General features: G+C 73.9%; 10 protein-coding genes. 7 read left to right on the top strand and 3 right to left on the bottom strand.

Annotated elements, in window-relative coordinates; genetic code table 11:
* The first annotated feature begins 11 nt into the window (after positions 1-11).
* Positions 12-1,418 (top strand): cystathionine beta-synthase, encoded by a 1,407-nt coding sequence (locus tag GRQ65_RS12380; protein ID WP_160878291.1) that lies wholly within the window; start codon positions 12-14, stop codon positions 1,416-1,418.
* Positions 1,419-1,542: 124 nt separating this feature from the next.
* Here the strand turns inward: GRQ65_RS12380 and GRQ65_RS12385 are convergent, their stop codons facing one another.
* Complete coding sequence (locus GRQ65_RS12385; RefSeq protein ID WP_337191686.1) at positions 1,543-2,220, bottom strand: uracil-DNA glycosylase; 678 nt, start codon at positions 2,218-2,220, stop codon at positions 1,543-1,545.
* Positions 2,221-2,326: 106 nt separating this feature from the next.
* On the opposite strand from GRQ65_RS12385, the gene GRQ65_RS12390 reads away from it, so the two are divergent.
* The 4 genes from GRQ65_RS12390 to GRQ65_RS12405 all read left to right on the top strand — a co-directional run bounded on the left by GRQ65_RS12390 (position 2,327) and on the right by GRQ65_RS12405 (position 4,979).
* A complete protein-coding gene (locus tag GRQ65_RS12390; protein WP_337191687.1) occupies positions 2,327-3,424 on the top strand; it encodes a zinc-binding dehydrogenase in 1,098 nt (365 codons plus the stop codon).
* Positions 3,425-3,453: 29 nt separating this feature from the next.
* Positions 3,454-3,852: a PPOX class F420-dependent oxidoreductase gene (locus GRQ65_RS12395; protein ID WP_160878292.1), complete on the top strand. Its 399-nt coding sequence runs from the start codon at positions 3,454-3,456 to the stop codon at positions 3,850-3,852.
* Positions 3,853-3,866: 14 nt separating this feature from the next.
* Positions 3,867-4,280 (top strand): MmcQ/YjbR family DNA-binding protein, encoded by a 414-nt coding sequence (locus GRQ65_RS12400; protein ID WP_160878293.1) that lies wholly within the window; start codon positions 3,867-3,869, stop codon positions 4,278-4,280.
* Positions 4,281-4,592: 312 nt separating this feature from the next.
* On the top strand, positions 4,593-4,979 hold the full coding sequence (locus GRQ65_RS12405) for a hypothetical protein (RefSeq protein ID WP_160878294.1): 387 nt from the start codon (positions 4,593-4,595) through the stop codon (positions 4,977-4,979).
* Positions 4,980-5,309: 330 nt separating this feature from the next.
* On the opposite strand, the gene GRQ65_RS24035 is transcribed toward GRQ65_RS12405, so the two are convergent.
* Both GRQ65_RS24035 and GRQ65_RS12415 read right to left on the bottom strand, forming a co-directional pair.
* On the bottom strand, positions 5,310-8,147 hold the full coding sequence (locus GRQ65_RS24035) for an AAA family ATPase (RefSeq protein ID WP_160878295.1): 2,838 nt from the start codon (positions 8,145-8,147) through the stop codon (positions 5,310-5,312).
* 58 nt (positions 8,148-8,205) lie between these two features.
* A complete protein-coding gene (locus GRQ65_RS12415; protein ID WP_160878296.1) occupies positions 8,206-9,156 on the bottom strand; it encodes a MarR family transcriptional regulator in 951 nt (316 codons plus the stop codon).
* 467 nt (positions 9,157-9,623) lie between these two features.
* On the opposite strand from GRQ65_RS12415, the gene GRQ65_RS12420 reads away from it, so the two are divergent.
* Positions 9,624-12,644 (top strand): alpha-L-rhamnosidase C-terminal domain-containing protein, encoded by a 3,021-nt coding sequence (locus tag GRQ65_RS12420; protein ID WP_160878297.1) that lies wholly within the window; start codon positions 9,624-9,626, stop codon positions 12,642-12,644.
* Between the two features lie 108 nt (positions 12,645-12,752).
* On the top strand, positions 12,753-12,977 hold the full coding sequence (locus GRQ65_RS12425) for a helix-turn-helix domain-containing protein (protein WP_160878298.1): 225 nt from the start codon (positions 12,753-12,755) through the stop codon (positions 12,975-12,977).
* The last annotated feature ends 8 nt before the right edge of the window (positions 12,978-12,985 follow it).

Raw genomic sequence — 12,985 nt, forward strand, 5'->3', positions numbered from 1 at the left:
ACATTGAACAGATGCAGTACGTGAACTCACTCCTGGAGCTGATCGGCAACACCCCGCTGGTCAAGCTCGGTCGCACGCTCGACCTGCCGGACGGGGACGGACCCCTCGTGCTGGCCAAGGTCGAGTACCTCAACCCCGGCGGCTCCGTGAAGGACCGCATCGCCTCGCGGATGATCGACGCCGCCGAGGAGTCCGGGGCCCTCCAGCCCGGCGGCACCATCGTGGAGCCGACCTCCGGCAACACCGGTGTCGGGCTCGCCATGGTCGCCCAGCAGCGCGGCTACCAGTGCGTCTTCGTCTGCCCCGACAAGGTCAGCGAGGACAAGCGCAACGTGCTCCGCGCGTACGGCGCCGAGGTGGTCGTGTGCCCGACCGCCGTCGACCCCGACCACCCGGACTCCTACTACTCGGTCTCCGACCGGCTCTCGAAGCAGCCCGGTGCGTGGAAGCCCGACCAGTACTCCAACCCCCACAACCCGCGCTCGCACTACGAGACCACCGGTCCCGAGATCTGGGCGCAGACCGAGGGCCGGATCACCCACTTCGTCACGGGCATGGGCACGGGCGGCACCATCTCGGGCGTCGGGCGCTACCTCAAGGAGCAGGCCGCGCTCGCCGGCACCGACGTGCAGGTCGTCGGTGCCGACCCGGCGGGCTCGGTCTACTCCGGCGGCACCGGTCGGCCCTACCTCGTCGAGGGCGTCGGTGAGGACTTCTGGCCCGACACCTACGACCGCGGCGTCGCCGACCGCGTCATCGAGGTCTCCGACGGCGACTCCTTCGCCTTCACCCGCCGCCTCGCCCGCGAGGAGGCGATGCTGGTCGGCGGCTCGGCCGGCATGGCGGCGTACGCCGCGCGTCAGCTCGCCCACGAGCTCCACGTGGCCGGCCAGGACGACGCGGTCATCGTCGTGCTGCTGCCCGACTCCGGCCGCGGCTACCTCACCAAGATCTTCAACGACGACTGGCTCTCGACCTACGGCTTCCCGACCGACTCGACGGCGGAGCACACCCAGACCGTCGGGGAGGTACTGCGCGGCAAGGACGGGCGCCTGCCCGACCTCGTGCACACCCACCCCGGCGAGACGATCGCCGAGGCCGTCGCGATCCTGCAGGAGTACGCCGTCTCGCAGATGCCGGTCGTGCGCGCCGAGCCGCCGATCGTGGCCGCCGAGGTGGCGGGCTCCGTCTCCGACCGGGCCCTGCTCGACGCGCTCTACGCCGGCTCGGCCCGCCTCACCGACCGGGTCGAGGACCACATGTCCCCGCCGCTGCCCACCGTCGGGGCCACCGAGGCCGCCCGCGACGCCGTCGCCTTGCTCGAGAAGGCCGACGCCGTCCTCGTCCACGAGGACGGCAAGCCCGTCGGCGTCGTCACCCGCCAGGACCTCCTCGCGTTCCTCGCCACCGACGGCTGACCTCCCGCTGGTCGAGGAGGTTGCACAGCTTCCGTCTCGAAACCACTTCTCTGACGGGGTGGTTTCGAGACAGGACTTCGTCCTTCCTCAACCACCGGCTTCGACCCCACCGGACCGGTGGAGCTCAGTCCGGCAGCGACCAGTCGATCGGGTCGGCTCCCTGCTCGGTCAGCAGCCGGTCGACGGCCGAGAAGGGCCGGGAGCCGAAGAAGCCCCGCGACGCCGAGAGCGGCGAGGGGTGCACGGAGGCGACGTGGGGGACGTCGCCGAGCAACGGCACCAGCGACTGCGCCTGCTTGCCCCACAGCACCGCGACGAGCGGGCCGCCGCGGGCGGCCAGCACCCGGATGGCCTGCTCGGTGACCTGCTCCCAGCCGCGCTTCCTGTGCGAGTCGGACTCGCCGGGGCGCACGGTGAGCACGCGGTTGAGGAGCATCACGCCCTGCTCGGCCCACGCGGTGAGGTCGCCGTGGGCAGGCGGGGTGACGCCGAGGTCGGAGGCGAGCTCGCGGTAGACGTTGGCCAGGCTGCGTGGCAGAGGGCGCACGTCGCGCTCGACTGCGAAGCTCAGCCCGACGGGGTGCCCGGGCGTGGGGTAGGGGTCCTGGCCCACGATCAGCACCTGCACCTGCGCCAGCGGGCGCTCGAAGGCCCGCCACACCCGCTCCGGCGCCGGGAGGTACGCCGGCTCACCGGCCAGGAACTCCTCCAGTGCCTCGACCTGCGGCTCCACCGGGGCGAGGGCCTCGGCCCAGTCGGGGGCCATCGACCCGCGCTCGACCAGCCTCGCGAGTGCGCCCACCCTCCCGACGCTAGAGGAGGGGGCCGCCTACGGTGAGCGGGTGGGTGTGATGAGAGCGGTGTCGTGCCAGGACCGGACGCTGTCGGTGGTCGAGCTACCAGACCCCGTGCCGGCCAGGGGCCAGCTCGTGCTCGACGTGCTGCGCTGCGGCATCTGCGGCTCCGACCTGCACGCCCGCGAGCACTGCGACGGTCTCGCCGACGTGCTCGAGGAGCTCGGCTACGAGCACTTCATGCGCACCTCGTCGGCCACGGTGATGGGCCACGAGTTCGTCGGTGAGGTGGTCGAGCGCGGTCGGGGCGTGCGCCGGGAGTTCCGCGAGGGCGCCCACGTGGTGTCGTTCCCGCTGGTGCGGCGCGGCCGCGAGGGCCACCCGGTCGGGCTGTCCCCGCTGGCGCCGGGCGGCTACGCCGAGCGGGTGCTCGTCGAGCAGTCGATGTCCTTCGTCGTGCCCAACGGACTCGCTCCTGAGGTGGCCGCCCTGACCGAGCCGATGGCGGTCGCGCTCCACGCCGTGAACGAGGCGCGGCTCTCGCGACGCGACACCGCGATCGTGCTGGGCTGCGGCCCGGTCGGGCTCGCCGTCATCTGCTGGCTGAAGGCCCGTGGCGTCCGCACCGTCGTCGCCTCCGACCTCTCCGCCGGGCGCCGGGCGCTCGCCGAGAGGTGCGGCGCCGACGTCGTCGTCGACCCGACCGAGCGGTCGCCGTACGACGCGGCGGGGAGGCGGTTCGTCACGACCGCCCCCGACCTGTTCCGCTACGGCCTCGACGCGATGGACAAGCTGCGGCTCGTGCCCGGCTGGCACCACGTCTTCCGCGCGGCCGACCGGCTCGGCGCCGCCCAGCCCGGCGGACCGGTGGTCTTCGAGTGCGTCGGGGTGCCCGGGATGATCGACTCCGTCGTCACCGCCGCGCCGATGGCGACCCGCGTGGTGGTCGTCGGGGTCTGCATGGGCACGGACGCGTTCCGCCCGTCGATGGGCATCAACAAGCAGGTCGACCTGCGGTTCGTCGCCTACTACTCGCCGCTGGAGTTCCGCGACACCCTCCACGCCCTGGCCGACGGGACCGTCGACGCCTCGCCGCTGGTCACCGGCACGGTCGGGCTCGACGGCGTCGAGGCGGCGTTCGCGGCCCTCGGCGACCCCGACCGCCACGCCAAGGTGCTGATCGACCCGCGGAGTGCGGTCGACAGCCTCTGACGGAGCTCGAGATCGGGCACCGGTCGGTCATGACCACCCTGCTCGACCTGGGCGACGAGAGCTTCGTGTCCCTCACGACCTACCGCCGCACCGGCAAGCCCGTGCCCACGCCCGTCTGGGTCGTCCGCGACGGCGACGACCTCGTCGTGTGGACCTCGCGCGACAGTGGCAAGGTCAAGCGGCTGCGCCGCGACCAGCGCGTCGCCCTCGCTCCCTGCTCGCGCCGCGGGCGGGTGGCACCCGACGCGCCGCGGATCTCGGCCACCGCCCGGGTGCAGGAGTCCGAGCGGGAGGTCGGGGACGCCGAGCGGCTGCTCCGCCGCAAGTACGGCGTGCAGTTCCACCTCGTGACCACGATCGAGCGCGTCGTCACGCTCGTGCGCCGCCGCTCGTCGCCGCGGGTGGCGTTGCGCATCAGCGCCGGGTAGCGGACCCTGGCCCGATGGGTCGGGCAGAGCCGCGCGCGAGCATCGACGACCTGCACCGCGTCGCGCTCGCGATGCCGGGGGTGAGCCCGCATCCCGACTCCGACCGAGCGGACTACCAGGTCGGCGGGCGCAGCTTCGTGGTCTTCCGCGAGCCGCGGCCCGACGCGGTCGACCCCGGGACGGGCGAGCGCTACGACGACGTCATCGTGTTCCGGGTCGCGTCCGAGGCGGACAAACAGGCCCTGGTCGCCGACGATTCCACGCCCTTCTTCACCACCCCGCACTTCGACGGCTACCTCGCGGTCCTGCTCCGGGCCTCCCGCATCGGCGAGCTCTCACGAGCCGAGCTGACCGAGGTGGTGCAGGACGCGTGGTGCGCGCGCGCCGGCAAGCGCGCCCGAGCGGCGTGGCTCGCGGGCGGGACCTGATCCGGTGGGGCCGTTCGCCGAGGTGCTGCGCGCGGGCGGCCACCGCAACTCCCTCGGTCGCGCCGCCGAGGTGCGCGCCGCGGTCGAGGCGGACCCGGAGCGGATGCCCGAGCTGTGGGCCTGCGCCTTCGACGAGGATGCCTGGGTGTGTGTGTCATGTCTGCGTGGGAGCAGGCGTGGGGTCGCGCGGAGCTGGCAAGGCGGAGGAGCCCGCCGTGGCGGAGTCACGGCGGGCGACGACAACGCAGTCCAGGTCCGATGCGACGCCGCGCGGGCGACCGCGAGGACGTGACACACACACCCTTGGTCAGGATGCGGGCGATCGACACCGTCGAGAAGCTCGTGCGCGACGACCCGAACCGTGCGGCGCCGTACGTCGGCTCGATGCTCCGCGACCTGACCACCAGCGACCAGCCGTCGGTCCAGTGGCACCTCGCCCAGCTGCTCGCGATCGTCGACCTGACCGACGAGCAGACCGACCGCGCCGTGGCCTGGCTCGTCGAGCGGATCGCCACGACGGAGGTCGACTGGATCGTCGCGGCCCACGCGATGGCCACCCTGGTGGAGCTGCAGGGGCGCGGCGCCGTCGGGGCAGACCTGGTCCGCCCGTTGCTCGAGGTCCAGACCGGGCACCGGTCGGCGTCCGTGCGCAGGCAGGCGGCCGCCCTCGCGGCACGGCGAGCGGGGGGCGTCGAGTGACGGTGTAGCGCCACTCCCCGTGTCGGTGCCGCTCCGCCGTGGTCCCGGCGCCCCCCGGCCGCCGAGACCCGGATCTCCGACGCGTGGCGGCACGCAGCCGCCCGCATCGAGCAGGGTCAAGCCTGACGGCGAGGAAGGGCGCGCACATCGCTGAGGTGAGTGATGTTTCCCGGCCGCGGGCCGTCGACGATGGAGCCCGTGCAGCTCACCCTCACCCTCGACGACGGCGACGAGCTCGCCGGCGCTCTCGAGACGGGCGGGGTCCTGCTGCCGTTCCACGGCCGCCTCGGGCTCCTCTCCGCCGTCGAGGCGGCGCAGGAGGCGCACCGCTCAGCGGGCGTCGGGTCCGAGCTCGCGGTGGGCGACGACCCGGGCCAGCTCGACGCGGCTCCGCAGGCCGAGCTTGGCGAGCACCCGGGACACGTGGGTCATGACGGTGTAGCGCGAGATGACGAGCTCGGCCGCGATCTCCGGGTTGGAGAGGCCGCGTGCGGCGAGCTCGGCCACGCGCCGTTCGCTGGCGGTCAGGGCCTCCCAGCCGTGTGACGGCCGGCTGCGCTGGGGGCGCGTGGTGCCGGAGACCCCGGCCGCCTCGAGGATGGCCCGCACTCGCGAGGTCTCCTGGAGCGCGCCGAGCGGCTCCCGGAGCCGCTCGGCTGCGAGGGCCTGCTCGCGAGCCTCGGCGGAGCGGCCCGCCCGGACCATCAGTACGGCGGCCGCCTCGTGGCCCGCGGCCCGGTCGTGGGCACGGCCGGCGGGGTCGAGGCTCGCCTCGACGAGGGCGTCGGCGTCGCCCTCGGCCAGCGCGCGGGCCTGACGGGCGAGGACGGACACCGAGCCCACCGTCGGGTTGAGCGTCTGCAGTGCGCCGAGGTCGGCGGCCGCCCCCGCGAGGCCGTCCGTGTCCTGCGCGGCGAGCAGCAGCCGCAGGTGGTCGGCGGCCAGCCACGGCAGCTGGTGCAGCGCCGGGGTCTCGACGGCGGTCCGCCACCCGGCGGTGAGCCCGGTCCGCGCGGTGCCCAGGTCGCCCCGGGCCTCGGCGAGCAGGGCCTCGGCCTGCTCGACCGCACCGAGTCGGAAGACGAAGGCGCCCGCCTGCAGGTGGGCCCGGGCCCGCGCCAGGTGGTCGGCGGCGCGCTCGGTCTCGCCGCGCCGGGTCAGGAGGATCGAGGCCTGGAGCAGCGCGTCGACCTGCCACCCCGTGCCGGTCCGCGCGACGAGGTCGACCGCGGTCTCCAGCTCGGCGAGGGCGTCGTCCCAGGCGCCCTCGACGGTCGCGACGGCGCTCGCGTAGTGCGGCAGCATCGCCAAGGCGGGCCACATCCCGAGCCGCTCGAAGGTGCGGCGGGCGCGTTCGAGCGCAGCGCGTGCGTCGTCGACACGGTCGACGTCGAGCAGCAGGAGCGCCTCGTTGGGGAGAGGCGCGGCTTCGTGCGCCTCGGTGGTGTCGGCCTGCCCGGCGAGCGCGGAGGCGCGGGTGGCGAGCCCGGCGGCGCGGGTCAGGTCACCGACCGCACCGGCCATCAGGCTCTGCATGGTCAGCACGTGGACCTGCGCGCCCACGTGACCTGCCTGCTCGGCGAAGGCGCGCACGCTCTCCGCCGCGGCACCGAAGGCCTCGAGGTCCCGGGTGAAGAAGGGCGCGATCAGCGCCCACGACTGGGCCCGGGCGCGGTCGCGGTCGGGGAGGCGGTCGAGGCCGGCGGTGAGCGTGGCCTGGGCGACGACCTCGGGCACGCGACCCTGCCGCATCAGGGCGTCGGTCAGGCAGAGCCGGAAGGCGCCCTCGAGGTCCTCCGCAACCCCGTCGACCAGGACGTCGAGGCACAGCTGCTCGGCCTCGACCAGCGCCCCGCTCGCGACCTGCGCGAGGGCGAGGTGCAGCTGGGCCTCCCGGTGGATGGCGTCCGGGGAGTCGGAGAGGTCGAGTCCGGCCCGCAGGAGCTGGACGGCGATGGCGGGGGAGCGCGCGGCCGACTCGACACCGGCCTGCACCAGCCACGCGATCGCGTCGCGGTCGCCACGCTGGGCGCCGCGCACCAGGTGCTCGCTCACGCGCCCGGGATCCGCCCCGGCGGCGGCCAGGGCTCGCGCGGTCTCCCGGTGCAGCGTCTGGCGGACCGCGCGGGGCAGCTCGGCGTACAGCACTTCGTGGACCACGTCGTGGGTGAAGGCGAGGCGCTCCCCGTCCTCCCTGAGCACGCCGGCCGCCACCGCCGGGCTCAGGTCGGTCCAGAGTCCGGCGCCGGCGCGCCCGGTCAGCACACCGAGCTCGGCCAGCGTGAACGCCGGCCCGAGGACCGAGGCCAGCGTCAGGGCCTCGCGGGTCGCCGGCTCGAGGTGGCTCAGCCAGGCGGCGACGGCCGAGCCGAGGCCGGGGCGGATCGGGTCGTCGGCCGTGTGGGCCACCCCGTCGGCGTCGACGGCCAACGCGCCGTCGGCCTGGAGGGCGCGCACCAGCGACGAGACCAGGAGGGGGTTGCCGGCGCACCCGCGCACCAGGCGGGCGACGCGCGTGTCGAGCCGGGCCCGCAGGAGCTGCGAGGCCAGATGCTCGGTCGCGTCGTCGGCCAGGGGGCCAATCGTGACGCGGCGGGCGCCGTCCCGCGTCGACGCTGCGAGGAGGCGGTCGAGCTCGGGCGGCCGCGCCGTGCGGGTCGCGAGCAGGACGGTCACCGGCAGCTCGACCAGCTCGGGGAGGTAGCGCGAGAGGAACTGCACCGACGCCTGGTCCGCCCAGTGCAGGTCGTCGAGGCACAGCAGCAGCGGGCCCTCCTCCACCTGCGCCCGCACCAGGTCGAAGAGCAGCTCACTGACGTGGAACTGCACCGAGCCGGGCGCGCCCGGCCCTGACGGGTCGGCGTGGAGGAGGCGCGCAACGGTCGCGGCCTCGCCCTCGCTGCGCGCCGTGACTCCCAGCGCGTCGGCCAGGACGCCGAACGGGCGGTGCACCTCGAGCTCGCGGGCCGCGGCACGTCGTACGGCGAGGCCCCGGTCGGCAGCGTGCGCTGCGGCGACGGTCAGCAGGTGGGACTTGCCGATGCCCGGAGGGCCCTCGAGCCACACCACCGCGCCCTGTCCTGCGGCGCGGGCGTCGGCGCGGCCGTCGAGCGCGTTCCGCAGGAGCGCGATCTCCTCTTCGCGGCCCACCGAGCTGGGCGTGTGCACGGAGAGGGAACCTACCCCCACGTCCCGGGTGTCACCGACGCCGCGCCGTTCCCGCCGCTCACGGCCGGTCGGCGGCCGACCGGTCGTGGATGCTGTGGAGCATCGCGGTCGTGAACGCCGCCACGAGGCGGTGGAGTCCCGCCCCGACCAGTGGGTCCGGCGGGGGCGGCAGCTGAGAGGCGAGACGCCGCAGCGTGTGCGTGACGACTGTGTCGCCCGGCTCGCGCAGGCGCCAGTGCTCCGAGCCCCGTCCCTCCCCGCGGGAGGACTGCACGAGCCCCTGGTCGGCCAGAGCTCGCAGGCGCCGTCGGGCCAGGGCGGTGTCGGTGTCGGTGCCGGCGGCGAGCTCGCCCGTCGTGAGACTGCCGCCCTGCGCGAGCGAGAGGAGCAGGTGGAACTCCGTCTCGGCGACCGCTGCCGACGCGCCGGGGGCGGTGGCGACGACCGGCGCCACGCGGCCGGCGAGCGGGACCAGCCGTCGGATCGTGGTCTCGAAGACGGGCCGGGGGGACCCTGCAGTCGCGGGCTGCGGTGCGTGGGGGTCGCCTCGGCCGGCACCGAGGTCGGTGACCACGAGGCGCAGCCAGGTCTCGAGGCGGTCGACATCGGCGGACGACCAGTCGGCGACGGCCTCGAGGTAGGGGCGGGGCCAGCCGAGGTCCCACTCCCGGAGCGCCTCGGCCGCCTCGTCCGTCAGCCCGATCAGCACCCGTCGCCGATCACGAGGGTCGGCGATGCGCACCAGGTGCCCGGCCTCGACGAGCTGCGAGCAGGCGCGGCTGACGACAGGCGCGGAGGAGCCGAGGTCGCGCGTCACCTGCTCGATCGGGACGAGGGCGGCCCCGGGCACGGCGTGGACGATCCACCGCTCGGTCGAGGAGAGGTCCATGCCCGTGGCGTGGAGGAGGCTCCTCCGGTGTCCGCGGCCCAGTGACGCCTGACGAACGGCGACGAGCAGCCGCGCCGTCGTCTCCCGGATCAGGGTGCCGTCGTCTGCGCCTGCGGCCACCCGCCCATCGTCGCGCACGCGACCCGCAGGTCGGGACGGCGGTGCACGGGTGCGCCCGGATCGACGGTCAGCGCCGAAGATCGTTTGACCGAAGTCCATTTTGCGCCAAGATCTGGACAGTGGCGGACGTCACTTCTAGGCTGCCCGTTGAAACGTATCAAACCGCGAGTGGATAGCGGCCCTTTCGACACCTCGACAGCGCCTCGACCTCGACATTGCTTGACTTCAGTCCTCGCCGTGAAGAGCTGGGCCAGCGATCGCACGTGCTGTCCGGACGCCGTTCGAGATGCCGCCCGCCACCCGTCACGACCACACCTCAAGGAGACCCAGTGCTGCTGACCTCATCTCTCCCTCAGGGGAGTCCGCCCAGACCCCGGGGCCGCGCCGGGGGCGAGGGCCGCTCCCGGCGCGCTCGTGCTGCGCTCGCGGCGACGGCGTGTCTCGCGCTCGGTGCGACCGGTGCTGCCGTGCAGCTCACCGCCCTGACCGCCGACGCAGCCCCGGCCGGCCCCTCGTGGGCCTCCTCGGTGCTCGGCGACGGCAGCACGGACCTGCAGCCCAGGGCGGTGACGACGACCTTCGGCGGCGTCACCAACGCCGAGGCGCTGCTCCCGACCCGGTCGGGGACGGCCACCCTCTCGTGGGACGGACAGGGGCTCGCGCCGACCGTGGTCCTCGACTACGGGCGCGTCGTCACCGGCCTGCCCCGCTTCACCGTCAGTCAGGTCACCCCGGCCTCGGGCGCCACCAGCGTCGGCGTCCGCACCGCCTACAGCGAGTCCCTCGGGTTCCTCCTCCGCAAGGGCAGCAGCTCGCTGGTCCTCGACGCAGCGGCGGGCAGCACCAACGTCAAGGTGGGCGACGTGTCGAACGTCGTCGTGGGCCAGCAGCTCAGTGTCGGGACGGGGACGTCCGCCGACACCGCGACCATCACCGCCGTGGGTACGGCGGCGACGGTCAACCCCTCGTTCGTCGCCACGGCCGCCGGCGCGACGCGCATCGAGGTCCTCAGCGTCGCGGGCTACGCCGTGGGTCAGGACCTCTACGTCGACCGGGGCGCGGCGCGCGAGAAGACGTCGATCACCGCGGTCGGACGGGCGTCGTTCACCACGGTGCTCGCCGCCCCGGCGACCGCCGGTGCGACCAGCGTGAAGGTCGAGGCCAACGGTCAGCAGTGCTACCCGGGTTACGGGTGCTTCGGCGCCGCGGCCTTCCAGGTCGGCGACGTCATCGACCTCGACGGCGAGAGCGTCACCGTGACCTCGGTCGGGACCCCCGGCTCCACCGGCACCGGGCTGGGCGTCACGCCGCTCGTCCGCGCCCACGCCAACGCTGCGTCGCTGGACTTCCACGGCACCGGGCTCACCGTCAGCCCCGCGCTCACGGCAGCGCACGCGCGCGGCGTCGACGTCATGACGCCGGGCACCGGCATCACCGTCGGCACCCCGCTCGCGGCCGCCCACGGCATCGGCGACCCGGTCACCAGCTCTCCCGGCAACGTGGTCGGCGACAGCCTGCAGTTCGTCGGCACCGGTGCGGCCAGCACACGCAACCGCACGACCTCGGTGACGGCCGCGGGCACCTACTCCACACCGGCCAACCAGCTGCAGGGCGGGGTCCGCTTCCACGCGATCACCCTCACCACGCCCGGCACGGTCCGCATCTCCGAGATCGGCATCGACTCGAAGTTCCCCAACTACGCGGCCTCCGACTACCAGGGCTGGTTCGAGTCGAGCGACCAGAAGCTCAACGACATCTGGTACCACGGCGCCTACACCATCGACTCCAACATGGCGCCCGCCGGCAGTCAGAACAACAGCACGGTCGGGGTCGTGCTCGACGGTGCCAAGCGTGATCGCCGCATCTGGATCGGCGACCTCTTCCAGCAGGGCCGCAGCACCTACAACGTGTTCGGCTACGGCGCGAAGGGCTCGGACTACATGCGCGAGTCGATGCGCGTCTTCGGGGCCTCGCAGAACCCGGACGGCTCGATCAACGGCGACTCCGGCAACTGGAGCAGCACGCCTCCGACGACCGGCTTCTACTCGACCGTCTACTCGATCTACCACGTCCTGAACGTCGTGGACTACTACCGCCACAGCGGCGACCGCGACTTCGCGGTCGACCAGTACGACGAGCTCGAGCGCCAGCTGGACTACGACCGGACCCTCGAGAACGCCGACGGCCTGATCGTCACGACCCCGGGCAACGACGGTCGCGACTGGGACTACTACGACGGCGGCAAGCCCGGCGCGGTCGCGGCCACCAACGTCGTCTACTACCGCGCGCTCGCCGAAGCCGCCTGGCTCGCCGGCCAGCTGGCCCAGCAGTCCGGTCCTCAGCAGGCGGACTGGCGAGCCGACGCCGATGCCTACGCCGCCAAGGCCGCCGCCACCCGCGCCGCGATCAACGCCCGGCTGTTCGACCGCTCGCGCGGCGTCTACAAGCTGTCGACGGTCGACAACGGCAGCCACGCCGGCACCGCGGTGGCGCAGGACGCCAATGCGCTCGCCGTGCTCTACGGCGTCCCCGAGGCGAAGGACGCGCCCGGCATCCTCGCTTTCCTGCGCTCCCACCTCTGGGGTGCGAAGGGTCCGCAGCCGTTCACCCGCGACGCCAACTACTCCGACCTGGTGAGCCCGTTCGTCACCGGCTTCGAGACCGCGGCGCGCTTCGACACCGGGGACGGCACCGACGCGGTGGCCCTGATCCACAACGTCTGGGACAAGATGGTCGACCCGACCGACCCGGCCTACTCCGGTGCGCTGTGGGAGAACTTCTCGCCCGACGGGACCGTCAAGGACCCCAACACCAGCCTCGCGCACGGCTGGTCGAGCGGCCCGACCTGGGAGCTGTCGCAGTACGTCCTCGGCGCGCAGCCGGTGGCGCCGGGCTACAAGACCTGGCAGGTCAAGCCCCGCACCTCGGGACTGGCCTGGAGCCGGGGCGCGATCCCGACCCCGCAGGGCCAGATCGGCGTCTCCTGGACCCACCAGGGTCAGGACTACCGCCTCGAGGTCACCTCGCCGGCGGGCACGACCGGCGAGGTGTGGGTGCCGCTGAGCTCGGCGCGCGCCAGGACGACGGCTCCTGCCGGGGCGACGTACCTGCGTCGTGAGGGCGCCTACGACGTGTTCTCCGTCGGGGCGGGCTCCTTCACCTTCGTCTCGGCGCCCGAGAGTGCTGGACCGGGTACGCCGACGACGCCCACCACCCCGGGTGCACTCGCCCCGCGCAAGGATCCCCGCATCTCCGGGCTGTTCCGCGTGGGTCGGAAGCTGGTCGCACGCCACGGCGTGTGGACTCCGGGCGCCACGTCCTACGACTACCAGTGGACGAGGAACGGCAAGCGGATCCGCGGTGCGGACGGCAAGACCTACGAGGTCAGGGCGCGTGACCGGGGCAAGCGCATCAGCCTCGTCGTCACCGCCACCGACACGTCCGGTCGCACCGGGTCCGTGACGGTTCGCGGCAAGCGGGTCCGGTGACCGGCTGCCCGGCTCGGTGACACCGCACCCGCACCACGCCCCCGGTCGACCGGTCGACCGGGGGCGTGGCCCCACCACGTGCGGGGGCGATCCGTGCGGGGGAGTCCCGTGACCTCCCAGGGGCCGCTCACCCCACGGGTCGACACGTTGACGGCGGCCGATCTCGAGCTGCTCGCGGTCCTGGCCGAAGGTCGCTCGCGTGTGGCAGCCGCCCGACTGCTGTCGACGTCGCCGCGGACCGTCAGCCGGCGCCTCGACGCGATGCTGCGCACCAGCGGCGCCAGCAACGTCACCCACCTCATCGCCACAGCCGTGCGCGCCGGCCTCGTCTGAGCAGAGTG

The organism is Nocardioides flavescens (assembly GCF_009823805.1).
Classification (GTDB): domain Bacteria; phylum Actinomycetota; class Actinomycetes; order Propionibacteriales; family Nocardioidaceae; genus Nocardioides; species Nocardioides flavescens.